General features: G+C 67.1%; 19 protein-coding genes. 5 read left to right on the top strand and 14 right to left on the bottom strand.

Annotated features, from left to right (window positions below):
- A complete protein-coding gene (locus OXS27_RS06630) occupies positions 1-1,293 on the bottom strand; it encodes an MFS transporter (RefSeq protein WP_267355142.1) in 1,293 nt (430 codons plus the stop codon).
- Positions 1,294-1,506: 213 nt separating this feature from the next.
- Positions 1,507-2,757: an MFS transporter gene (locus tag OXS27_RS06635; RefSeq protein ID WP_267355144.1), complete on the bottom strand. Its 1,251-nt coding sequence runs from the start codon at positions 2,755-2,757 to the stop codon at positions 1,507-1,509.
- A gap of 531 nt (positions 2,758-3,288) precedes the next feature.
- Here OXS27_RS06635 and OXS27_RS06640 point away from each other — a divergent pair.
- Positions 3,289-4,221, top strand: coding sequence for a L,D-transpeptidase (locus OXS27_RS06640; RefSeq protein WP_243920066.1), 933 nt, complete (start codon positions 3,289-3,291; stop codon positions 4,219-4,221).
- Between the two features lie 35 nt (positions 4,222-4,256).
- On the opposite strand, the gene glpX is transcribed toward OXS27_RS06640, so the two are convergent.
- From glpX to OXS27_RS06655, 3 genes are all read right to left on the bottom strand, one after another.
- Positions 4,257-5,240, bottom strand: coding sequence for a class II fructose-bisphosphatase (glpX, locus tag OXS27_RS06645; RefSeq protein WP_267355146.1), 984 nt, complete (start codon positions 5,238-5,240; stop codon positions 4,257-4,259).
- Positions 5,241-5,455: 215 nt separating this feature from the next.
- The gene (locus tag OXS27_RS06650; protein WP_243920068.1) at positions 5,456-6,772 is read right to left on the bottom strand and encodes a homoserine dehydrogenase; all 1,317 of its coding nucleotides are present in this window, start codon (positions 6,770-6,772) and stop codon (positions 5,456-5,458) included.
- A 109-nt stretch (positions 6,773-6,881) separates the two neighbouring features.
- On the bottom strand, positions 6,882-7,568 hold the full coding sequence (locus OXS27_RS06655; RefSeq protein WP_243920069.1) for a ceramidase domain-containing protein: 687 nt from the start codon (positions 7,566-7,568) through the stop codon (positions 6,882-6,884).
- A 137-nt stretch (positions 7,569-7,705) separates the two neighbouring features.
- Here OXS27_RS06655 and xth point away from each other — a divergent pair, with 137 nt between their 5' ends.
- The gene (gene xth / locus OXS27_RS06660; RefSeq protein WP_267355149.1) at positions 7,706-8,500 is read left to right on the top strand and encodes an exodeoxyribonuclease III; all 795 of its coding nucleotides are present in this window, start codon (positions 7,706-7,708) and stop codon (positions 8,498-8,500) included.
- 69 nt (positions 8,501-8,569) lie between these two features.
- Positions 8,570-9,193, top strand: coding sequence for a glutathione S-transferase family protein (locus OXS27_RS06665; RefSeq protein WP_267355150.1), 624 nt, complete (start codon positions 8,570-8,572; stop codon positions 9,191-9,193).
- 24 nt (positions 9,194-9,217) lie between these two features.
- Here the strand turns inward: OXS27_RS06665 and OXS27_RS06670 are convergent, their stop codons facing one another.
- The 7 genes from OXS27_RS06670 to poxB form a co-directional block, all read right to left on the bottom strand.
- Positions 9,218-10,120, bottom strand: coding sequence for a tetratricopeptide repeat protein (locus tag OXS27_RS06670; protein WP_243920072.1), 903 nt, complete (start codon positions 10,118-10,120; stop codon positions 9,218-9,220).
- Positions 10,107-11,837 (bottom strand): dihydroxy-acid dehydratase, encoded by a 1,731-nt coding sequence (gene ilvD, locus OXS27_RS06675; RefSeq protein ID WP_267355333.1) that lies wholly within the window; start codon positions 11,835-11,837, stop codon positions 10,107-10,109. The genes OXS27_RS06670 and ilvD overlap by 14 nt, the downstream gene beginning before the upstream one ends.
- A gap of 661 nt (positions 11,838-12,498) precedes the next feature.
- The gene (locus OXS27_RS06680; protein WP_243920075.1) at positions 12,499-13,359 is read right to left on the bottom strand and encodes a transglutaminase family protein; all 861 of its coding nucleotides are present in this window, start codon (positions 13,357-13,359) and stop codon (positions 12,499-12,501) included.
- Between the two features lie 70 nt (positions 13,360-13,429).
- The gene (locus tag OXS27_RS06685; RefSeq protein WP_243920076.1) at positions 13,430-14,023 is read right to left on the bottom strand and encodes an LUD domain-containing protein; all 594 of its coding nucleotides are present in this window, start codon (positions 14,021-14,023) and stop codon (positions 13,430-13,432) included.
- Complete coding sequence (locus OXS27_RS06690) at positions 14,020-15,591, bottom strand: lactate utilization protein B (RefSeq protein ID WP_267355151.1); 1,572 nt, start codon at positions 15,589-15,591, stop codon at positions 14,020-14,022. Before OXS27_RS06690 ends, OXS27_RS06685 begins: the two co-directional genes overlap by 4 nt.
- On the bottom strand, positions 15,588-16,331 hold the full coding sequence (locus OXS27_RS06695; RefSeq protein WP_267355152.1) for a (Fe-S)-binding protein: 744 nt from the start codon (positions 16,329-16,331) through the stop codon (positions 15,588-15,590). The genes OXS27_RS06690 and OXS27_RS06695 overlap by 4 nt, the downstream gene beginning before the upstream one ends.
- A 65-nt stretch (positions 16,332-16,396) precedes the next feature.
- On the bottom strand, positions 16,397-18,127 hold the full coding sequence (gene poxB / locus OXS27_RS06700) for a ubiquinone-dependent pyruvate dehydrogenase (protein ID WP_267355153.1): 1,731 nt from the start codon (positions 18,125-18,127) through the stop codon (positions 16,397-16,399).
- A gap of 179 nt (positions 18,128-18,306) precedes the next feature.
- Between poxB and OXS27_RS06705 the strand changes: the two genes are divergently transcribed.
- Positions 18,307-18,699, top strand: coding sequence for a DUF2267 domain-containing protein (locus tag OXS27_RS06705; protein ID WP_243920080.1), 393 nt, complete (start codon positions 18,307-18,309; stop codon positions 18,697-18,699).
- A 174-nt stretch (positions 18,700-18,873) separates the two neighbouring features.
- Complete coding sequence (locus OXS27_RS06710) at positions 18,874-19,092, top strand: hypothetical protein (protein ID WP_243920081.1); 219 nt, start codon at positions 18,874-18,876, stop codon at positions 19,090-19,092.
- Between the two features lie 12 nt (positions 19,093-19,104).
- Here the strand turns inward: OXS27_RS06710 and OXS27_RS06715 are convergent, their stop codons facing one another.
- Both OXS27_RS06715 and OXS27_RS06720 read right to left on the bottom strand, forming a co-directional pair.
- Positions 19,105-20,040, bottom strand: a complete 936-nt coding sequence (locus OXS27_RS06715) for a hypothetical protein (RefSeq protein ID WP_243920082.1) — start codon at positions 20,038-20,040, stop codon at positions 19,105-19,107.
- 183 nt (positions 20,041-20,223) lie between these two features.
- Complete coding sequence (locus OXS27_RS06720; protein ID WP_267355154.1) at positions 20,224-22,299, bottom strand: M3 family metallopeptidase; 2,076 nt, start codon at positions 22,297-22,299, stop codon at positions 20,224-20,226.
- Positions 22,300-22,407 lie beyond the last annotated feature (108 nt).

Raw genomic sequence — 22,407 nt, forward strand, 5'->3', positions numbered from 1 at the left:
CTATTCTCCGGCCGGGACGATAGCACTCGGCCGGACCGGCCGCGCGTCCGGCTCCACAAATTCGCGCTCGGGATGCATCGTGAAGGCGAGCCCGGCGCCGAGCAGGCAGAGCCCGACCGACCCGATGAAGGGCAGCGTCCAACTGCCCGTCAAGTCCACCACCACACCGAAGACGATCGGCGAGACGATCGCGGCGATCGCCGATCCGGTATTCATCAGCCCACTGGCGGTGCCGGCATATTTGGGCGCGATATCCATCGGCACCGACCAGATCGGCCCGATCACGAGCTCGGCGAAGAAGAAGCCGGAGGACAGGAGCAGCGCCACCAGGGTCAGGTCGCGGGTGAGCAGCACGCCCGCCAGACTCGCCGCCGCCCCCAGGAACCCGACGACGATCAGCGATAGCCGGGCAAGCTTCACGTTGCCGGTCCGGTGCAGGATCGCGTCGCTTAGGACGCCGCCGACCGTGTCGCCGACCACGCCGGCGAAAAACACGCCCGAGGCGAACAACGCTGAATTCTTGAGATCGAGGCTGTAATTCTCCTTGAAGAAGCTTGGGAGCCAGCCAAGGAACATCCACAGGGTCCAGCCGTAGCAGAAATACGTGATGCTGACCGGCAGCATGCGCCGGGTCAGCGCGCCCCACGGCACATTCTGCTTCGCGCCGACCTTGCGCGGTGCGGGCAGCGTGTCGAGCTCCGCCTGCGTGATCGCCGAGTGGTCGGACGGGTCGTCGCGGAAATACAGGTACCAGATCGCGACCCAGATGAAGCTCACACCGCCCAGGATGACGAAGCTGGTGCGCCAGCCGAAATGGTAGATCAGGAAGGCGACAATCGGGGGCGCGACCGCGTTGCCGAGCCGCGCGAAGGCGTGGGTGATGCCCTGCGCGAAGCCGCGCCGGCCCGGGGCCGTCCAGTTCTGCATCGCCCGCGTCGCAGTCGGGAACGTCGCGCCCTCGCCGAAGCCGAGCAGGACCCGGGCGAGGAACAGGGTCACCAATCCCCCGACCATCCCGGTCAGGATCGTGGCCATGGCCCAGATCAAGCCGCAGACCAGCAGCGTCCGCCGGGCGCCGAACTTGTCGCCGACGGACCCGCCGATCACCTGGAAGATCGCGTAGGGGTAGGCGAAGGCCGACAGGATCAGGCCAAAATCGGTCTTCGACATGCCGAAGTCGCGGATGATCTCGGCGCCTGCCGTGGCGATGTTCACCCGGTCCAGATAGGTGATGAAATACATCACACAGAGCAGGCCGAGCACGCCATTCGTGGCGCTTACGCGCTTCGCCATCGACCGTTCCTTCCCATCGGGGCGCTGCCGCTTCCGGCCGCCTGGCGCCTCAACCTGCGGTTGGGCGCTCTCTCGTAATGCATTATTCAAACGCTTCGAGAGGCGAATGGCAACCGGGAATTACGCCTTGTCCGGGAATTGACGATGGGTGCTTCAACGGAAACGGGGGCCGCAAGGGCCCCCGTTCCGGGTTGGTCGATCGTGGCGGCCGGCTCAGGCGGTGGCGGGCTGCAGCTGTCCGGATGCTTCGGCAGGCGCCATACCGAGCGCCTTTCCGCGCGGCCCGACCCAGCGGCCGACCCATTTGCGCTGCCAGAGGGCAAGGCATCCCAGCACGATCGCCGTGAACGCTGCGTAGCCGATGAAGCCGTATGAGAACGACCCGGTATATTGCTTCGAGAGGCCCATGACGTTCGGCAGGATCGCGCCGCCCAGCGCCCCGACCTCGCCGATCATCGAACCGGCGACCGCGGTGTTGTTGGGCCAGCGCAGGGGCACAAGCTGGAACAGCGCGCCGTTGCCGGCGCCGAGCGCCGCGAAGCACAGCATGAACAGGATCGTCGTGAGCACGAGAGACGGCGTCGCGGTGAGCGACAGGAAGGTCGCGATGGCTGCGAGCAGCACCACCGACAGGACCGCAATCCCGCCCATCCGGTCGGCGAAGTAACCGCCGACGATCCGAATCCCCGAGCCCATGAAGGCGGCCAGCATGGTCAGCCGCCCAGCCTCGACCTTAGTCACGGCGAACTGCTCGTAGAAGAAGGTCGGCAGAAAGTTCGACAAGCCGACGAAGCCGCCGAAGGTGATCACGTAGATCAGCGAGAACGCCCAGCCGTCCTTGGTGAACAGGCAGGAGATATGCTCCTTGAACGACTGGTGCTCGGTATCCGGCGGCTCCTTGGCGAGCACGATCATGACCACCAGCGGCAGCAGCATGACGAGGCCCGCGAAGGCGTAGGTCGTCTGCCATCCATAGGCCTGCGCCAGCGGCGGGGCGAACAGCACGGCCAGCACGGTCCCGGAATTGCCGGCGCCCGCAATGCCCATGGCAAGGCCCTTGTGCTCCGGCGGGAACCAGCCCGAGCCCAACGACAGGGCCACGCCGAAGGACGCACCGGCGATGCCGAGCAGCACGCCCATCGCCAGAACGTCGTTGTAGGAGGACACGAAGAGATAGCCGTAGGCCATCGCCAGCATGATCACGCTCATCTCAGTGATCGCGGCGTTCTTGCGGCCGATATACTGGGCCAGGATCCCGAGGGGGAAGCGCATCAGAGCACCCGCGAGGATCGGCAGCGAGATCATGAAGCCGGTCTGCGCCGGGGTCAGCTTGTAGGTCTCGGTGATGAACGGGCCCATGGCGCCATTCAGGACCCAGATCGCGAAGCAGAAATCAAAGTAGAGGAACGCCGCGAACAGAGTTGGGGGGTGCCCCGACTTCATTACCGTCTTGAAGCTGGCCATAGGGGTGCTCGTCTATAGTGGGCAAACCGCAACGCGGTCGCTCATGCCGGGGGATCCGGACTCACACCGTCCGCTATTTGGAGCGTCGTTGCTCCGCGGCCGCAACAGACGCGGCTTCCTCGGCAATGCAGCAAGTGTGCCAGATCGCACGTTGCGGCAGTTACGACCTCGGGAGGCAGGACGTCTGCATGCCGATCGCTATCAGAGCGTGCCGGTGCCGCTCGCGAAGGCAGAGCTGCCGAGTAAACGGGCGCCGTACCACGATCGTGGACCGACCATGCCGGATCTTGCGCAGGCTTCCCTGATCGCCGGTCTTGGGTCCGTCAGCTCAGAACGCGATCACCGTAGCGGCACAACGGCAACACCACCCCGGAGAAGAGCATTGCGGACTGCCCGACACCGGCTACGCAACTTGGCGGCGACACCGGATATTTGCTAAGTCCCGGACTGAGCTGGGCCACGTATTCGTGCCAGCCCGCTCGATCGCGCGCCGCCACGCCTCGCGGTGTCGCCATCTAAGGAAATCGTTGCATGTCCGCCCCGATCCGCCGCCTTTGTCTGGCCGGCCTTGCCGCCCTCGCGTTGACCGCGACCGCTCATGCCCAGGGTCGCGGCCCAGTCGCCGAATCCGGCATCGACGGCTTCGGCGATGACGGGCAACTCTATCAGGATCAGAACGGCGCGCTCTATGTGCGGCGCGGCGGCCGTTACCTGCCGTATACCGGACGCACGGACATCGTTCGCCCGGCGCCAACGGCTCCGGCCGCACCGCCCCCGGCGGCCGGTCTTGAGGCAGACCCGACCCAGCCGGCCCGGCCCGGCAGCGCCGCGGGTGCTCCGGGGCTTTCGCCGCTCGAAGCCGCGAAGGCCAAGGCCGTTCTGCGAGCCCCGGACAACGAGCCGATCGATTACGCGAAGGCTTACGGGCCGGTCACGGACGACGTGTTCCCGGTTCAGGCTTTCAACTACAAGAAGATGAACCCGGCGTTCCTGCGCCAGGAGATCGCCTATAACGGCCCGTACGAGCCCGGGACGATCATCGTCGATCCGCGGGCGCACCAGCTGACCCTGGTCCAGGAGAATGGCCGGGCGCGCCGCTACGGCGTCGGCGTCGGCAAGCAGGGCTTCTCGTGGTCCGGCAACGCGACGGTCAACTCCAAGCAGGCTTGGCCGGACTGGTACCCGCCGAAGGAGATGATCGCCCGCAGCCCCAAGCTGGCGAGCGAAGTCGACAAGCTTCAGAGCGGCCTCGGCGTCGCCGGCGGCCTGCGCAACCCGCTCGGGGCCCGCGCCATGTACCTTTGGCAGGGCAACAAGGACACGCTGTTCCGCATCCACGGCACTCTCGAGCCGTTCTCGATCGGAAAGAGCGTGTCGTCGGGCTGCATCCGGATGATCAATCAGGACGCGATCGACCTGTTCAGCCGCGTCACGGTCGGCAGCAAAGTGGTGGTGCTGAACTGATCCCGCTGTGATTCTGGGCGCCGATGATCGGCGCCTCAGAACAGGCCGCGCCGATGCTCGCCGAGGATCCGGCGGACGGTGCCGGCCTCGGAGCGGTAGACGACGGTCTCGGTCTGGATCCGGTCCGGCCGGAAGCGGACGCCCCGTAGCAACGCGCCATCGGTGACACCGGTGGCCGCCACGATCACGTCGCCGCTCGCCAGATCGGTCAAATCGTATTTCCGATCGAGATCCGAAATTCCCATCTCGGCGGCCCGGCGGCGCCGTTCGGCCGTGTCGAGGATCAGCCGTCCCTGCATCTGGCCACCGATGCAGCGCATCGCCGCGGCGGCCAGCACGCCCTCGGGCGCCGCGCCGATCCCGAGATAGAGATCGATGCCGGTCTCTTCGGGGCTCGCCGTGAAGATGATGCCGGCGATATCGCCATCCGAGATCAGGCGGACAGCGGCTCCAGCTTCCCGCACCTCAGCCACGAGCGCCGCGTGACGGGGCCGGTCCAGGATCAGCGCGGTGATTTGCCGGGGATCGACCCCCTTGGCACGCGCGAGCGCACGAACATTGTCGGTGGGGCTGGCATCGAGATCGACCAGGCCGGCCGGATAACCCGGACCGATGGCGATCTTCTGCATGTAGACATCGGGGGCCGCCAGCAGGGAGCCGCGCTCCGCCATCGCCATGACGGCGATCGCCCCGGGCATATCCTTGGCGCAGAGCGTCGTGCCTTCGAGGGGATCGACGGCGATGTCCACCTCGGGCCCCTCCCCGCGGCCGAGCTGCTCGCCGATGAACAGCATCGGCGCCTGATCGCGCTCGCCCTCCCCGATCACCACGGTGCCCCGGACGGGAAGACTGTTGAGTTCGTCGCGCATGGCATCGACCGCCGCCTGATCGGCGGCTTTCTCGTCACCCTTTCCGCGCAGGCGCGCCGCCGCGATGGCGGCGCGCTCGGTCACCCGGGCGAGTTCCAGGGCGAGCATGCGCGGCACCCCGCGGGACGCGGGCATCTGAGTGTCGGCCATCGTTTCCTGCCTTTGTCCGGGTCCGATCTGTGTCGGATCCCGATCTAAACGCCGTCGGGCGAGCGACGTTCAGCCTAAGCTGCGTTTCGGGCGGGCCCATAAACTACATTACGTCGGCGCATTCGCGCATCGGATCGTTTTGCAGGTCTTGCCGATCTTTATCGATAGGCCATCAGGCCTCGCGGGGGCGACGATCGTAACGGTGCGCCGGTCCGTTACTCGCGCTCGATCCGGATCACCTGTGGCGGCTCGGCCAGCAGCCCGTCCGCGTCGATGGCCTCCAGCGCGGCGCGGATGCTGCCTTCCGTGGCCGCGTAGGTGATCAACACCAGCGGAACCGGCCGTCCCGAGCGGCCACGCGGATCGGAACCGCCACCCTCGGTGCGGCGCTGCAGGATGCTCTCCAGCGAGATCTCGCGCTCGGCCATCCGCTGCGCGACGCCGGCCGCGACGCCCGGCCGGTCGTGGACCGTGAGCCGGATGTAGTAACCACCCTCGTGACGCTGCATCTCGACGCGCTCGCTCGCGCGCATCGCGGCGGCGGGAATGCCGAAGGTCGGCCGCACGATGCCGCGCGCCACATCGGCGATGTCGGCCAAGACCGCCGAAGCCGTCGCCTCGCCGCCGGCGCCCGGCCCAATCAGGGTGAGTTCGCCGACCGCATCGGCATCGACGGTGACCGCGTTGGTGACGCCCATGACCTGGGCGATGGCCGAGGATTTCGGCACCATGGTGGGATGTACGCGCTGCTCGATTCCAGCCTCGGTCGCTTGCGCGACGCCGAGCAGCTTGATCCGGTAGCCGAGCTCGTCGGCCATGCGCAGGTCGAGGGGCTGCACGCGGGAAATCCCCTCCACCGACACGCCCTCCGCGTCGATGGCGGTGCCGAAGGTGAGGCTCGTCAGGATCGCGAGCTTGTGGGCGGTGTCGAAGCCTTCGACGTCGAAGGTCGGATCCGCCTCCGCGTAGCCCAGCGCCTGCGCATCCTTGAGGCAGGCCTCGAAGGTCAGGCCCTCGCGCTCCATCCGGCTGAGGATGTAGTTGCAGGTGCCATTGAGGATCCCGTAGACGCGCGACACCGCATTGCCGGGCAGACCCTCGCGCAGCGTCTTGATCACCGGGATGCCCCCGGCGACCGCCGCCTCGTAGGCCAGGGCGACGCCACGCCCCTCGGCCAGAGCCGCGAGCGCCGCACCGTGACGGGCGAGCAGCGCCTTGTTGGCGGTCACCACCGGCTTGCCGGATTCGAGGGCCGCTTCCACGACGGCCTTGGCGGCGCCCTCGGCCCCGCCGATCAGCTCGACGACGACGTCCACGTTGCCGGACTTTGCCAGGGCGACGGGATCGTCGAACCATTCGATGCCGGCCAGATCGAGGCCGCGGTCACGGCTCCTGTCGCGCGATGAGACCGCGGTGACCCGCAGGTCGAGCCCCGCCGCGGCCAAGGTCGTCCGGCGGCGTTCCACCATCCGGACCACGGACGCACCGACGGTGCCGAGCCCGGCGATCCCGAGGCGAAAACTCACTGGCATGACCCCTTCCGTGCCCGGACCCCCGCGAGGAACCGGGCGCCCGATGCGGCGCACTTCTGCAAGAAATCCGGCCGCGCCGCAAGGAAACCGCCTGCATGGCGGGCGCAGTTCAACCGACGGTTTGGCGATGCCGGATGGCCGTCGCCACCAGGGCGTACAGCACGGCGGCATTCAGCAGATGCCACAGCGCGTGGGTTCCGATCGGTAGGAACGTGCAGGCGGATCGGTCGAGGGTCCGCGCGGTGAGCGAGACCAGGAACAGCACGCCGATCCCGGCGAGTCGCCGTCCGGTGCCGGTGATGCGCTCCTCCGGCCGTCCGATGGTCGCGGCAGCCATCCCGAACAGCGCCAGCAGAGCGGGCAGGTAATCGATCGAGCCATTGCTCATAACCGCCACGTCGCGTCCGGTCAGACTATTGAGGACGGGCGTCAGGCTGAGGCCGATCAGGGCGAACGCCGCGGTCATGCCAGCGACCGCAATCGGGGGAACCCGCAGGTACCGCAGGAGGGCGAGCGCGAGATACGCGTAGATGAACAGAGCGATCGGAATCACGTCGGCGAGCATCGACCAAAAGACCGCCAGCGTGTGGAACAGGAACGAGCCAATTCCGACAATCGCAACGAGGCCGGACAGGGCCAGTCCGGCGCGATCCGGCGGGGCGGTTCGTGCCGCGCGGCGTGCTCCTGCTGCGGCGGCAATCAGGAAGGCCGCGTTCGACAGGGCGTTGACCGGCTCGGCCCAGAACTCGCCGCCGGTCCGTTCGCAATAGGCCCGTACGGGTTCGAACCAATCCATCCGGCAACCTCGGAATGCTCGGTTTGCCAAGAGACCAGCACCGCGGCGGGTACGGATTGCGAATCTGGCACCGAGCCGGCCTTGCCAGCGCGCCGCGAAGCGCGGATGACGGCCATGCGGCGATCGGATGCGAGGCGATGCGGATCACGACCTGGAACGTCAATTCGATCAAGCAGCGGCTGCCCCACCTGCTGGCGTTCCTCGACGAGGCCAAGCCCGACGTGGTCTGCCTGCAGGAGCTGAAGTGCCAGGACGACGCGTTTCCCCGCGCCGAGGTCGAGGGCGCCGGCTACGCGGTCGAGACGCTGGGCCAGAAAGCCTATAACGGCGTCGCCCTGCTGGTCCGCGCGCCGCTGGCGATGAGCGAGATCCGGCGCGGTCTCCCCGGCGATACCGAGGACGAGCAGGCCCGTTATATCGAGACGTTGATCTCCGGGGCCGACACGCGGCCCGTCCGCGTCGCCTCGATCTATCTGCCGAATGGCAATCCGGTGGACAGCGCGAAATACCCCTACAAGCTCGCCTTCCTGGAGCGCTTGCGGCTTCATGCACGCGCGCTGATGCAGGACGAGAATGCAGTGGTGCTGGCGGGCGACTACAACGTCATCCCCGATGCCGCCGACGCCGCCGATCCGGAGGCGTGGCGTTCGGATGCGCTGTTCCTGCCGCAGAGCCGCATGGCGTTCCGGGCGCTTCTCGCCGAGGGCTACACCGACGGCCTCCGGGCCTGCGACCCGCGCGCCGGGCTCTACACGTTCTGGGACTATCAGGCCGGATGCTGGCAGCGGAACGCCGGCATCCGGATCGACCACCTACTGCTCTCGCCCCAGGCCGCCGATCGCCTGGTCTCGGCCTCGGTGCAGAAGCACCTGCGCGGGCTCGACAAGCCGTCGGACCATGTACCGGTCACAGCAGAATTGTCGGCAGGCTGACACGGTGCCCTATGTAAGCGGTGGGTCGCGGCGCTGGAGCGGCTGCGTTCACCAGCATGGGAGTAACTCTTGATCGTCTACGGTACCGGTTATTCGCCCTACGTCCGCAAGGTTTTGGTCTCGCTGGTCGAGAAAGGCGTGACGTACGAGCACAAGCCCTTGATGTTTCACGACCCCGATCAGGGCTTTCAGGCATGCAGCCCACTCGGGAAGATACCAGCCATCAAGGATGACGAATTCCAACTCGCCGATTCCTCAGCCATCCTCTGGTATCTGGAGCGCAAGCACCCCAGCCCGGCTCTGGTCCCGACCGATCCGAAAGCGCTTGGCCGCGCTGTCTGGTTCGACAAGTTCGGTGACACCGAACTGTTCGGCAAGCTGATCGTGCCGTTCGTCGAGCGGGTGCTCAAGCCCAACATGAAGAAGCAGCCCACCGACGAGGCCGCGGTCACCAAGGCGCTCGACACGGATCTGCCGCCGCTCTTCGACTATCTGGAGGGTGAGATTTCCGGACCGTATCTGGCCGGGGATGCTTTCAGCATCGCCGACATTTCGATCGCGACCGGGTTTTACAACTTCCACCTGGCTCAGGCGCGGGTCGATTCGAGCCGTTGGCCAAAACTCGCGGCCTATGTCGAAGCCACGCTGGCGCGGCCCTCGTTCCAGGTCGCCATGGAGGCGCGGAAGGGCTGAGGTCTAAGACGAAGCCGGCGGCCTTTAGCGCCGCCGGCGGATCGAACCCACGGTCTGGAGCTGGGTCTGAGCCTCGGCGCGGTCGTCCTCGGCAGCGGCGGCCCAGTTCTTGTCGAAGAGCGCGACGATCCAGTCGTCCTTTCGGCCCTCCGCCCCCTCCCGGGCCAAAGACAGCCACATCAGCCCCTTCACGCGTTGGATCGGCACCCCGCCGAGACCGTTGATCAACATGTCGCCGAGCAGTGCCTGGGCGGGATGATGCCCCTTCTCGGCGGCGAGGTTGAACCAGCGCGCTGCCTGCCGGGGATCCGACTCGACGCCGGTGCCGTCGAGGTAGAGCCGGGCCAGATTGTACTGCGCGTTGGGGTCGCCGTAGTAGGACGCCGCGTAGTTGAACATGTCGTAGGCGCGCTCGGGATTGGGGCGCACGTAGGTGCCCTTGATCCCCTCCAGGAAGTAGGTGCCGAGCGCCGTGAACGCGCTGCCGAGCACCGCGGAGTTCTGCGGATCGGGCCCGTCATCGGTGCTGGCATCGGCGATCCGGGAAAAGAACTCGAACGCCTTCAGGTCGTCGTGGGGCACGCCGTCGCCGTCGGCGTACATCCGGCCGAGCTTCCACAGGGCCAAAGCGTGACCCTGACCGGCGGCATATTCGAGCGCCCGGGCGGCACCCTGCTTGTCGCCGGCATTGTACTCGCGCATCCCGGCGCGGAGCGCGTCCTTGGCCGAGCGATAGGCCTTGTCGGCCACCGGCACCGGGATGGGTGTCCGGATGTTGGCGTCGAGGGCGCGCGGCGCATCGGTCGGCATGGCCAGCAGAACCAGGGCCCAGCCGGCAAGCGCAGCTTTTCCGACGATCCGGAACCGACTGGGATCGGCCCCGGCCGGCGTCCTGCGCCGGCTGAGGTCAGTCCTAGACGTCCGCATAGCTCTGCGTCTCCTTGGCACCCCCTGGGTGCGTGACGGCGCCGTAGAGCGCCGGGCCGACGCCCTGCGCGTATTTCCAGAGATAGCCGGAGGTCGCGGTGTTGCCCCGGGGCGTCCAGGCCTTGCGCCGTTCGGCCAACTCCTCGTCCGACAGGGCGACGTCGAGCGTGCCCTGGATCGCGTCGAGGGTGATGATGTCGCCGTCCCGGATCAGCCCGATCGGGCCACCCACGGCGGCTTCCGGCCCGACATGGCCGACGCAGAAACCGCGGGTCGCGCCCGAGAAACGACCGTCCGTGATCAGCGCGACCTTGTCGCCCATGCCCTGGCCGTAGAGGGCCGCGGTGGTTGACAGCATCTCGCGCATGCCGGGGCCACCACGCGGGCCCTCGTTGCGGATGACCAGAACCTCGCCTTCCTTGTAGGTGCGGGACTGGACGGCCTCGAAGCAGGCCTCCTCGCCGTCGAACACCCGGGCCGGACCGGTGAAAACCTGCTTCTCGGCCGCCATGCCGGCGACCTTCACGATTGCGCCCTCGGGAGCGAGGTTGCCCTTAAGGCCGACGACGCCGCCGGTGGGGGTGATCGGACGGTTGGCCGGATAGACCACGTCCTGATCCGGGTTCCAGGTAACCCGGTCCATGTTCTCCGCAATGGTGCGGCCGGTCACCGTGAGGCAGTCGCCGTGCATGAAGCCGTGATCGAGCAGCGTCTTCATCAGGAGCGGAATGCCGCCGACCTCGAACATGTCCTTGGCGACGTAGCGCCCGCCCGGCTTCAGATCCGCGATGTACGGCGTGCGCCGGAAAATTTCCGCCACGTCGAACAGCGTGAACTCGATGCCGCATTCGTGCGCGATTGCCGGCAGGTGCAGGGCCGCATTGGTCGAACCGCCGGAGGCGGCGACCACGGTGGCGGCGTTCTCCAGGGCCTTGCGGGTGACGATGTCGCGGGGGCGGATCTGCTTGGCGAGCAACTCCATCACCTTCTCGCCGGCCGTGGCGCAGAACTTGTCGCGGATCTCGTAGGGCGCCGGCGCGCCGGCCGAGTAGGGCAGCGCGAGGCCGATCGCCTCGGAAACGGTCGCCATGGTGTTGGCGGTGAACTGCGCGCCGCAGGCGCCGGCCGAGGGGCAGGCGACCTGCTCCAACTCGTCGAGATCCTCCAGGCTCATGTCGCCGACCGCGACCTTACCGACCGCCTCGAACAGGTCTTGGACGGTGACGGGCTTACCGCGGAACGAGCCGGGCAGGATCGAGCCGCCATAGATGAAGATCGACGGCACGTTGAGGCGCACCATCGCCATCATCATGCCGGGCAGCGACTTGTCGCAGCCGGCCAAGCCGACCAGCGCGTCGTAGGCGTGGCCGCGCATGGTCAGCTCGACCGAATCGGCGATGACCTCGCGGGACGGCAGCGAAGCGCGCATGCCGCCATGGCCCATGGCGATGCCGTCGGTCACCGTGATGGTGCAGAACTCGCGCGGCGTCCCGTGCGCGGCGGCGACACCCTTCTTCACCGCCTGCGCCTGGCGCATCAGCGAAATGTTGCAGGGCGCGGCCTCGTTCCAGCAGGAGGCGACACCGACCAGCGGCTGATGGATCTGCTCGCGGGTCAGCCCCATGGCGTAGAGATACGAGCGGTGGGGAGCGCGGTCCGGCCCCTCGGTCACGTGGCGGCTCGGCAGCTTCGACTTGTCGTTCAAACGCGTCACCATGAACCCGGACAAAGCCTTCGCACCACCGATCCCGAGCGGGTGCGAAGGACCGCGGCACGTCGCCATCTGCGATGCGCCGGAACCGTCATCCGCGTGCTCGGAAAACCTCGTTCGTTAACGGTAAAGCGTTGTCGAAATTGCCGTTTACCGCAGATGTTGAGGTGGGCCCGGACTATGGCGGGATCGCGGCGTTTACGGGCAGGTCTCGGGGCGGATCCGGGATCGTTTTACGGTGTTGCGACCCCGCCACAGCCACGCTTCGGCGCTTTCCGCGGACCGGTGATAAGTTGAAGATTCAACCCATTCGGCAAATAGATTGCCGCAGCGCTCTGAATGATAGCGCCCGTCGGGGTGCTGTATCATCGTTCATCAAAGCATAAATCTAGAAAATCTTGCGCTATACCAAACTGTTTGTACTGAATAATCATTTTCTTAATATTTGATGATCTCGATAATATAATGATTCGTGGTGGATTGCTTGCACAAATCTGCGGAGAGATAGGTTGAGTTTGGGCGCGGCGGAGGCGCGCTCGGCGAACCGCCGGTAGTGAAGACGGTTCCGGCCTTCGCCGTACGCAGCATGCCCGAAAGGGCTTCGGACTCCCCGATCGCAGAGGCGGCGGAGTCCGAGACCGTCAGACGTTCCGTGGTTTTCAGGCCGTCAGGCCGCTCCGGCATGCGGCGCCGGGATCTCGGTCGAGATCGCCTCCACGGTGCGGGGCATCGGGCTACCCTGCCCGTCCGTGCGCTGGATCCGAACCTGCTGGTTCACCGGCTGCATGTTACCGAACGGCGTTGAGAACGCGATCTCGGCGGCATCACGACCGACGCCGATCCGCACCAGCCCGTCTAGGTCGGCCTGCCGGGTGGCGTCGAACAGCCACCAGCGGCCGTCGAGATAGGCCTCGAACACCGCGTGGAAATCGCTCGGCACGAGGCCGTGGGCATAGCAGCTTACGAATCGGGCGGGAATGCCCAACGCCCGGCAGAAGGCAGTGCCGATATGCGCGAAATCGCGGCACACGCCGGCGCGCTTGAGCAGCGACTCATCCGCCGTGGTTTCCCCGTCGCTGGTGCCGGGCTGATAGGTGATGTGATCGTGAATCCAGTTGCAGATCTGGTTCACACGAGAATGCCCCTTCGGCAGGGCGCCGAACTCGGCCAGGGCATAGGGCGTCAGCCGGTCCGAGGAGACGAAGCGGCTCGGCAGCAGAAAGGGCAGGATGTCGAGGGGCAACTGCCCGATCGGCGTCTCTTTGATGGTGGCGGGATCGGCCCGGTGCACCGTGAGATCGACTTCAGCGTTGTATTCCAGCGCGAACTGGCCGGTGGGGACATTCACCGCCAGGTAGCGGTTCAGCATGTCGGGCGTCGTGTAGATGTCGCGCTTCAAGTTGGGCGTCAGGACCAGGCTCTCGCTCAGGATCTCGACGCTCTTCAACTTGGCCACCTCCAGATTGAAGATGAAGGTCGTATCCGAGAGGATGTTGTAGGATAGGCTGCAACCAAGCGTGTAGCGCATCGGATTTCCTTGCCGGGCGACGCCCTTTTCGCCGTCCAAGCAAGGGGCGCGCCCGATTGCCGGTTCCGGCTCAGGCCGTTTTCGGCTGCATCACCACGGTGAGCGAGCGCACACCCTGCGCCCCGTGGATCAGTACGCCCTCGATGTCAGCGGTCGCCGACGGGCCGGTGTGCAGAACCGCGTAGGCCGAATGGCCGAACTCCCGCCGACGATAGGCCGCCTGGACGTTGGGCAGGATGTCGGCCGGGTCGAGTAGCACCACGAGGTGTTGGGCGAGGTAAGCCACGGCGTTGACGATCAGCTGGTCTTCCGTGAACAGCACCGAGCCCGTCTCGGCGATACCGAACACCGCGCGGACCACCGCCACGTCGACATCCTCGACCTCCTGCGGGTAGCGTATGCTGCGCAGGTCGCGGTTGCCGGTCAGCTCCGGGACTGCCGAAGCGATGACCTTCGCGCCGTCGAGCCGCTCCCGCACGCCCGCGAAGATGTCACCGGCCTGGGGCTCGGCCACCCGGCCGCCCATGCGCTTCAGCCGCTCTCCGAACTCGGCCACCAGATCGTCACCGACCAGCGGCGCGAATAGCGGCAGCTCGGGCAGCGGGAAATCGCCGGACGGCCGGTTCCGGCGGATCTCGGCCAGGATCGCGTCGCGGGCGCTCATCGACCCGTGTCCTTCATGCGGTTCTGCTTGTACCACGCGTGGAAGGTCTGGCGCGGCGCCTCGGGCATCTCGCGCTTCTTCCCCCAGGTGTTGAGCGGATTGTAGACCGCGAAACGCGGCAGCACCTTGAGCGCTGAATCGGCTGCGCCGATTGCGGCCCGATAGGCGGCTGGACGCGACAGGACTGCACCCGCCGCCTTCATCATGCCCTGCTTGAGCGCCGGGATCTGGTGCTCCTCGACCAGCACCTTGCGCCACGCGAAGATCTGCTCGTGGATGTTGATCTTCACCGGGCAGACGTTGGTGCAGGAGCCGTTCATCGTCGAGGAGAACGGCAGCGTCGAGTATTTCCGCTTGTTGAAGGTCGGGTCGATGATCAGCCCGATCGGCCCGGAATAGGTCGCCCCGTAGGAAAGCCCACCCGAGCGCCGGTAGACCGGGCAGGTGTTCATGCAGGCGCCGCAGCGGATGCATTTCAGGGAGGTCCAGAACTCCTCCAGGCCGAGGCGCTCAGAGCGGCCGTTATCGACCAGCACCATGTGCATCTCTGTGCCCTTGCGGGGCGCGCGGAAATGCGAGGTGTACTGGGTGATCGGCGAACCCAGAGCCGAGCGCGACAGCAGGCGGATGAACACGCCGAGATGCTCGACCTTCGGGATGATCTTCTCGATGCCGATCGAGTGGATCTGCAGCGGCGGCACGTTGCCCGACAGGTCGGCATTGCCCTCGTTGGTGCAGGTGACGACCGAGCCGGTCTCCGCGATGGCGAAGTTGCAGCCGGTCATGCCGGCATCGGCCTGCAGGATGTAGGGCCGGGTCGTCTCGCGCTGGCTCTCGGCGAGGTAATGGGCGTCGTCGTTGTCCGGATCGGTGCCGAGGGTCTTGGCGAAGACTTCGGCCACATCCATCCGGGTCTTGTGGACCGCCGGGGCGACGACGTGGCTCGGCTCCTCGTTGTCGAGCTGCTGGATACGCTCGCCAAGATCGGTCTCGATCACCTCGATGCCGTTGGCGTCCATGTGATGGCGGAAGCCGCACTCCTCGGTGAGCATCGACTTCGACTTCACCAGCGTCTTGGCGCCGCGGCTCTTCAGAATTTCCAGGACGATCCGGTTGTGGTCCGCCCCGTCCTTGGCCCAGTGAACGTGGACGCCGTTTGCCTTCGCGGCTGCCTCGAACTGCTCGAGATACTGGTCGAGGTGGCTTAGCGTGTGCGTCTTGATCTGCGAGGCGAGTTCGCGCAGCTCCTCCCATTCGGGGATGCCGTGCGCGGAGGTATCGCGCTTCTTGCGCAGGTCCCAGAGGCGCTCGTCATGGGCGGCCTGGTGAAGGGGGGCGGCGAGGAAGCGCTCGGCTGCCTCGGCTTGATCGATCGGCCGGTTGCCGCGGATTTTGGCGCCACGGGGCTGCGGCTCGCGCACCTGCGGGGCGCGGATCGGCTTCGAGGCGGCCTCGGCGTGCTGAAGCCGGGTGCCGTCCTGCGCGCGCTCGCTCTCGTCGTCACGGGCCCGAACTTCCGGGTGAATGACGCCCTCGCGCTCGCGGGGATTGAGATCCTCGACGCTCATGCGGCGGCTCCGTTCATCACCTGCGCGATGTGGATGTATTTGAGCGGCAACCCCAGGCGTGCGGCGCAGCCCTTCTGGTGCATCAGGCAGGAGGAGTCGGCGGAGACGACGTATTCGGCCCCGGCCCGGTTCTGATCGGCAACCTTGTCGTAGCCCATCTTGGCCGAGACCGCCGGTTCGAACACCGAGAAGGTCCCGCCGAAGCCGCAGCACTCGTCCGGCCGGGCGAGGTCCACCAGCTCGACGCCGTTCACGAGGCGCAGCAGGTCGAGGGGCTTCGAATAATAGGGCTTCACCAGCTCGCTGGGCCGGGCGTGGTGGATGCCGCGCAGGGCGTTGCAGTTGGTGTGGTAGGCGACCTTGTGCGGGAAGTTCGCCCAGGGCAGTGCCTCGACCTTCAGCACGTCGTGCATGAACTCGACCAGCTCGTAGGTGCTGGCGCGGACGTGGCGGACCTCGTCGGTCTGCGGGATCGCGGTCAGGTGCTCACGCACCTGATGAACGCAGGAGCCCGACGGCGCCACCACGTAATCGAAGCCCGAAAAATTCTTGACGAACAGGGCCTCGGTGGCGGCGGCTTCCGCGTGGCAGCCGGTGTTGGTCATCGGCTGGCCGCAGCAGGTCTGGTCGAACGGATACTCAACCGTGCAGCCGAGCCGCTCCAGCAGCTCCAGGGTGGCGATCCCAACCTCCGGCTCGAAGGCATCGACGTAGCACGGCACGAACAGGCCGACCCGCATGGTCCGGCACCCCCCTGGATCGCCGCTCCGTCGACCTGGAACGGTTCGAGACTGATCGTCAGGGTCTATCGGATGAGGTTGGTCTTGGCGAGATCGAGAACCGCGTCACCGCGTCCATCCATCACGGCCCGCAGGACATAAAGGCTAAATCCTTTCACCTGCTGCCCGTCGATCTTGGGCGGCATCGACAATTCGTTGCGGGCCGTGCGTACGTCGAGGAGCGAGGGGCCGTCGAAGGCCAGGAACTCGCGCATGGCGCCGGGCAACTCGGCGGGATCCTCGACCCGCAGGGCGAAGATGCCGGCCGCCCGCGACATTGCTGCAAAATCCGGATTGTCGAGGGCGACGCCGGTCTCGAGGTAGCCGGCCGCCTTCATCTCCAGCTCGACGAAGCCCAGCGTGCCGTTGTTGAACACCACGACCTTCAGCGGCAGCCGGTGCTGCAGCAACGTCAAAAAGTCGCCCATCAGCATGGCGAAGCCGCCGTCGCCGCACAGTGCGATCACCTGCCGGTCGGGCTGGCACGCCTGCGCGCCGATGCCCTGCGACAGCGCATTGGCCATGGAGCCATGAACCCAGGAGCCGAGGAGCCGGCGCCGCCCGTTCATGGCGAGATAGCGCGCCGCCCAGATCGTCGGTGTGCCGACATCGGCGGTGAAGATCGCGTTGTCGGACGCCGCCTCGCTGATCGTGCGGGCGAGGTATTGCGGGTGCAGCGGACCACCGGGCTTGCCGGTGGCCAGCTCATCGAGCCCGGTGCGCGCCTTGGCGTAGTGCTTCAGGCTGGCCTCCAGGAAGGATCGGTCGGTTTTGGACTTCAGCCGCGGCAGCAGCGCCCGGAGCGTCGCGCCCACGTCACCGACAAGACCCAGCTCGATGCGGCAGCGACGGCCGAGCTCGCTGGGGCGCAGGTCGATCTGCGCGACCTTCGCCTCCTGCGGGTAGAACTGCTTGTAGGGGAAGCCCGTGCCGAGCATCAGCAGCGTGTCGCACGCCATCATGGCGGCGTAGCCCGATGCGTAGCCGATCAGGCCAGTCATGCCGACATCGTAGGGATTGTCGAACTCCACGAACTCCTTGCCGCCGAGCGCGTGGACGATCGGGCTCTTGAGCGCCTCGGCGAGCTGAAGCAGTTCGGCATGGGCGCCTGCGCAGCCGCGCCCGCACAGCAGCGTGACGCGCTTGCCGGCGTTGAGCAGGGTGGCCAGCGCATCCAATTCCGTATCGGCTGGACGCACGACCGGCTTGGCGGGGATCAGCCCGGCCCGCGGCGCCAGCGCGCGCTTGGGCGCCTCGCGGAGCGCGACATCGCCGGGGATCACGATGACCGCGACGCCGCCCTCCCCGACCGCGGCGCGGATCGCGTTCTCCAGCACGAAGGGCATCTGGGCCGGGTCGGAGACCATCTCGCAATAGTGGCTGCAGTCGCGGAACAGCTCGGTGGGCTTGGTCTCCTGGAAATAGCCCGAGCCGATCTCGGGCGACGGGATGTGGGCGGCGATCGCCAGCACCGGTGTCCGGCTGCGATGGGCATCATAGAGCCCGTTGATCAGGTGCAGGTTGCCGGGCCCGCAGGAGCCGGCGCAGACGGCGAGTTGTCCGGTCACCTGCGCCTCGCCGGCCGCCGCGAAGGCGGCAGCCTCCTCGTGGCGGGTGTGGATCCAGGCGATCCGCCCACGCGCGCGCAGCGCCTCCGTGATCCCGTTCAGGCTGTCGCCGACCACCCCATAGACACGCGCGACACCCGCTTCCTGAAGGGTCTCGGCGACGACGTCCGCGACGTTGCTGATGCGCATGATCCGGCTCCGGGTTTGACCTTGGGCAGGAAAGTGGGATCCGTGCCCCGGAAGTCACCCCAGGCGACGCACCCCGAGCACGCCCCGGGGGACTTTCCAGGGCAACGCGGCCCCTGCGCTTGATTTCCAGCGCCCCAGAGTCGAAGGACGTCTCGAAACGTTCCGAAGAGATCATCCCCATGGAAGAACTGCTCGCCCGCGTGACCGCCCGTACCGGGCTCGATGCCGCGACGGCCCAAACCGCGATCGGCCACATCCTGGCCTTCCTGCAGAAGGAAGGGCCCGAGACCGAGGTGAACCAGCTCTTGGCGGCGCTACCGGGGTCCGAATCGCTGGTCGCCGAATCCAACGCCGGCGAGACCAGCGGCGGCGGTCTGATGGGCATGCTCGGCGGTATGATGGGCGGCGGCGGCGTCATGGCGCTCGGCCAGAAGCTGATGTCGGCCGGCGTGCCGATGGGCCAGATGCAGCCGCTCGGTCAGGAGCTGTTCGCGTTCGGCCGCGAGAAGGTCGGCGAAGACGCGATGGGGCCGATCCTCGGCTCAATCCCAGGTCTCAACCAGTTCGTCTGATCTAACGCTGCGAGTGCGCAGCCGCACAGCATTCGGGCTCGGCCTGGACGATCGTGAAAAAACAGTTTCCGGGCGAAAGCTTGACGGAACCTGTCACCACGATCCCCGTTATTGGGGAGCGGTCGGAATCGTCGCCTTCTGCGACGTTCGCGACCGCAATCCAACAGGCCGGCCATGCCCGTCTTCGAAGCGAAGAATCTGGACAGTTCGTTCGAGGGCCAAGCCCTCCTCGCCGCGATCCTGCATCCGACACGGGCGGCGCATTCCCGCGCGCTGCGTCACGGCCGCCGTCGCGCCGAGCGCTCGGCCGCCATGGCCGATCCGTTGACGCTGGAGCCGCGTTTCCCGGTCACGGCGGACGGGTTGGTTGCGACGCCCTACCCGTCCCGCTGAAGTCTCGGGCAGCTACCAAGCCTGCGGGGTAACGATCCCCTGCCGGGTTACGACCACCCAGTCCCGCCCACGGCGCTCGACGCCCTCGACCCGGCCAAAGCCTGGCAGGACCTCCCCCGGTCCGATTTCCAGGAGCCGGTGGCGGCGATTTTCCAGAATCGCCATCCCATCATAGACCTCGCGGACCGCCCAGGCGTCGATCACCGGGGGCTTTTCGCTGCCCGAGGCCTTCGGTTTCACGTCGGCCAGCTTGGCATCGGCGAGCTTCGTCTCGACAGCCTTTACGTCCGTGACCTTGGCCTCCACAACCTTGGGCTCGACGGTCTTCGGCTCAAGACTGCGCGTCTCGGCAAGGCTCCCGGTCTGCGTCGGCTCGGCCTTCGTGACCGCAGCGGACCGCCGGTCGATCTGCGCGGCAAGGCTTGCGATCCGCGCGTTCTGCTCGCGCTCGACCTGCTCGAGCCGCTCGCCAAGGGCCGCGTTCTTGGCGGTCAGGTTCTTGTCGAGCTGCGCGAAGCGCTCGCCGAGCGCGCCGCTGCGGCCTGTGGCCTCCTTGCGGGCGGTGTCGGTCGAGGCGCGCAGGTCGGCAAGAATACGATGGAGCTGCGCGATATCGCTGCTGAGACGCGCTGTCTCGGTCCGGCCGGCATCCAGCGTCGTGCTGAGCGCCGCGACAGCGTCGCTCGACAGGCCAGACGATCGGGTCATCGCGATGACGCCACCGCCCAGCAGGGCGCCGAACGCGACGCAGACGCCCGGGATCGCGAGGGCCCGCCGATCGATCCGCGGCAGAGAACGCAGCATCGCCAGCGTCGGCGCGGGGGCTTTCGGCGACTTGGCGGTCTCCGAAGACTTGGCGGCTTCCGGGGCCGTTTCGGCCTGGCCGGTCACAATGGCTTTGAGCAGCTCGTCCGGCGAAACGGCCGGCTTGGTCTCGGTCTTGGTCATCGCCCCCAACTCCGGTGCAGGACGTCACTGCAAGCCTTCGTTAAGGACGTTTGTTTACGAAACCCTTACCGGCCATGAAGAGCCACTGCCGATCGCAACGCGCTCGAGAGTGGCTCCAAGGTCTAGTATAATCGCGCGCTCCTGCGCCGAACCGGGAACCACTTCGGCGGAGAGCGCTCTCGGTCACGCCGCAAGCCCGCGCTTCTTCAGCAGAGGCTCGATGCTCGGCATCCGACCGCGGAATGCCGTGTAGGCCTCGCGCGGGTCGCGCAGGTTGCCGGCGCCGTACACGAAGGTGCGCAGGCGCTTGGCGGTCTCTGGATCGAAGATGTCGCCGGCCTCGCGGAAGGCGTCGAACGCGTCGGCATCCAGTACCTCTGACCAGAGATAGCTGTAGTAGCCGGCTGCGTAGCCGTCGCCCGAGAAGATGTGGGCGAAGTGCGGTGTCCGATGCCGCATGCCGATCTCGGACGGCATGCTGATCCGCCTCAATGCCTCGGTCTCGAAGGCGGGCACGTCCAGCCCGGACTCGCCCTCGGCCGAGAGGTGGAGTGTCATGTCGACGATCGCCGAGGCGGTGTACTCCACCGTGGCGAAACCCTGGTTGAAGGTGCGGGCGGCCAGGAGCTTTTGGAGCAGCGCATCCGGCATCGGCGCCCCGGTCTGGTGGTGGCGCGCATGGGTCCGCAGGACTTCCGGCTGCTCCAGCCAATGCTCGTAGAGCTGCGAAGGCAGTTCCACGAAGTCGCGGGCCACGGCGGTGCCGGAGAGCAGCGGATAGGTCACGTCCGACAGAAGGCCGTGCAGGGCATGGCCGAATTCGTGGAACAGGGTGCGGGCATCGTCGAACGACAGGAGCGTGCTCTCACCCTCCGGCGCCTTGGCGAAATTCATCACGTTGACGATGATCGGCGTGATCGGCCCGTTCAGCCGCTCCTGCGAGCGGAAGGCGCTCATCCAGGCGCCGGAGCGCTTGGTCGCCCGCGCGAAGTAATCGCCCAGGAACAGCCCGACCTCGGACCCGTCCGGGTTGCCGACCCGCCAGACCCGGACATCCGGGTGATAGCGCGGAACATCGGACAGCTCCTCGAAGGTCAGGCCGAACAGTCGGGAGGCAGTGTCGAAGGCCGCCTGGATCATCCGCTCCAGGGGCAGGTAGGCCTTGATCTCGCTTTCATCGAGATCGTGCTCGGCGCGCCGCACTTTCTCGGCGTAGTGGCGCCAATCATGCGCCTGGAGGGTGAAGTTGTGACCCTCATCCTGAATCGCTGCCTGAAGCCGGTCGCGCTCGTCGCTCGCCCGCGCCCGGGCCGGGGTCCAGACGTCGCGCAGAAGGCCGGTGGCCGCGTCGGGGCTCGCCGCCATCGTGTCGTCGAGGGCGAAATGCGCGAAGCTGTCGAAGCCCAGGAGCCGCGCCCGCTCGGCGCGCACCTGGATGATTTCCGCGGCGATCGCGCGGTTGTCGGTCTCACCGCCGTTCTCACCGCGCCGCGTCCAGGCCGCATGAGCCCGCTCGCGCAGGTCGCGTCGGGTCGAGAACACGAGGAACGGATCGATCAGCGAACGGGACAGGGTGATGACATGGCCATCCAGGCCGCGTTCCTCCGCGGCGCTCCGGGCCGCGGCGCGCAGGAACGGCGGCAGCCCGGCGAGATCGTCCTCGGTCTGCAGCGGAAGCGTGAAGCTGCTCTCGTCGGCCAGGAGGTTCTGGCTGAACTTCGTGCCAAGCTCCGACATCCGAGCCGCAATCTCGGCGATGCGAGCCTTGGCGTCGGGCGCAAGGGTCGCGCCGGACCGGCGGAAGCGGATGCGGTAGCGGTCGAGGACGCGCCGCTCCTCGGGACCCAGTCCCTCGGATTCTGGATCCACGGCCGAGATCCGCGCCCAGAGCTGCGGGTTCAGGTAGATCGCGCTGCCATGGCGGGCGAGCTTCGGCCCGATCTCGCGCTCGATGGCCTGCAGCTCAGGGTTCGTATGGCTGCCGGTCAGGTTGTAAAAGACACCCGCAACCCGATCGAGCGCCTGCCCTGCGCGCTCCATAGCTTCCACGGTGTTGGCGAACGTCGCCGGGGCCGCCTCCCCAGCGATCGCCGCGATCTCGTCGGCATGGGCGGCAAGCGCCGCCTCGAAGGCCGGGCGATAGTGCTCCGGCCGGATCAGCTCGAAGGGCGGGATTCCGTACGGCGTGCTCCAGCGTGCCTCGCGGAAGGGATTGTCCTGCGGCAGGCTCGGGAGCCCGGCTTCAACGGCGTCCGGCATTCAGTCCTCAGTGTCGATCCAGGTGGCGCGGGCCGTCGTCGGGGCGGTTCGGCGTGTCGGTCGCGCATACGATCCGCCAGACAGAATCCTGTTCGGGCGATCCGTCAA

Origin of the sequence: Methylobacterium sp. GC_Met_3 (assembly GCF_026540775.1) — a bacterium.
In the GTDB taxonomy this organism is placed as follows: Bacteria; Pseudomonadota; Alphaproteobacteria; order Rhizobiales; family Beijerinckiaceae; genus Methylobacterium.

Excerpts from the sequence above, each read along its gene's own strand:
- OXS27_RS06630 (WP_267355142.1), bottom strand. The coding sequence starts at position 1,293 with ATGGCGAAGCGCGTAAGCGCCACGAATGGCGTGCTCGGCCTGCTCTGT.
- OXS27_RS06635 (WP_267355144.1), bottom strand. The coding sequence starts at position 2,757 with ATGGCCAGCTTCAAGACGGTAATGAAGTCGGGGCACCCCCCAACTCTG.
- OXS27_RS06640 (WP_243920066.1), top strand. The coding sequence starts at position 3,289 with ATGTCCGCCCCGATCCGCCGCCTTTGTCTGGCCGGCCTTGCCGCCCTC.
- glpX (WP_267355146.1), bottom strand. The coding sequence starts at position 5,240 with ATGGCCGACACTCAGATGCCCGCGTCCCGCGGGGTGCCGCGCATGCTC.
- OXS27_RS06650 (WP_243920068.1), bottom strand. The coding sequence starts at position 6,772 with ATGCCAGTGAGTTTTCGCCTCGGGATCGCCGGGCTCGGCACCGTCGGT.
- OXS27_RS06655 (WP_243920069.1), bottom strand. The coding sequence starts at position 7,568 with ATGGATTGGTTCGAACCCGTACGGGCCTATTGCGAACGGACCGGCGGC.
- xth (WP_267355149.1), top strand. The coding sequence starts at position 7,706 with ATGCGGATCACGACCTGGAACGTCAATTCGATCAAGCAGCGGCTGCCC.
- OXS27_RS06670 (WP_243920072.1), bottom strand. The coding sequence starts at position 10,120 with ATGCGGACGTCTAGGACTGACCTCAGCCGGCGCAGGACGCCGGCCGGG.
- ilvD (WP_267355333.1), bottom strand. The coding sequence starts at position 11,837 with ATGGTGACGCGTTTGAACGACAAGTCGAAGCTGCCGAGCCGCCACGTG.
- OXS27_RS06680 (WP_243920075.1), bottom strand. The coding sequence starts at position 13,359 with ATGCGCTACACGCTTGGTTGCAGCCTATCCTACAACATCCTCTCGGAT.
- OXS27_RS06685 (WP_243920076.1), bottom strand. The coding sequence starts at position 14,023 with ATGAGCGCCCGCGACGCGATCCTGGCCGAGATCCGCCGGAACCGGCCG.
- OXS27_RS06690 (WP_267355151.1), bottom strand. The coding sequence starts at position 15,591 with ATGAGCGTCGAGGATCTCAATCCCCGCGAGCGCGAGGGCGTCATTCAC.
- OXS27_RS06695 (WP_267355152.1), bottom strand. The coding sequence starts at position 16,331 with ATGCGGGTCGGCCTGTTCGTGCCGTGCTACGTCGATGCCTTCGAGCCG.
- poxB (WP_267355153.1), bottom strand. The coding sequence starts at position 18,127 with ATGCGCATCAGCAACGTCGCGGACGTCGTCGCCGAGACCCTTCAGGAA.
- OXS27_RS06705 (WP_243920080.1), top strand. The coding sequence starts at position 18,307 with ATGGAAGAACTGCTCGCCCGCGTGACCGCCCGTACCGGGCTCGATGCC.
- OXS27_RS06710 (WP_243920081.1), top strand. The coding sequence starts at position 18,874 with ATGCCCGTCTTCGAAGCGAAGAATCTGGACAGTTCGTTCGAGGGCCAA.
- OXS27_RS06715 (WP_243920082.1), bottom strand. The coding sequence starts at position 20,040 with ATGACCAAGACCGAGACCAAGCCGGCCGTTTCGCCGGACGAGCTGCTC.
- OXS27_RS06720 (WP_267355154.1), bottom strand. The coding sequence starts at position 22,299 with ATGCCGGACGCCGTTGAAGCCGGGCTCCCGAGCCTGCCGCAGGACAAT.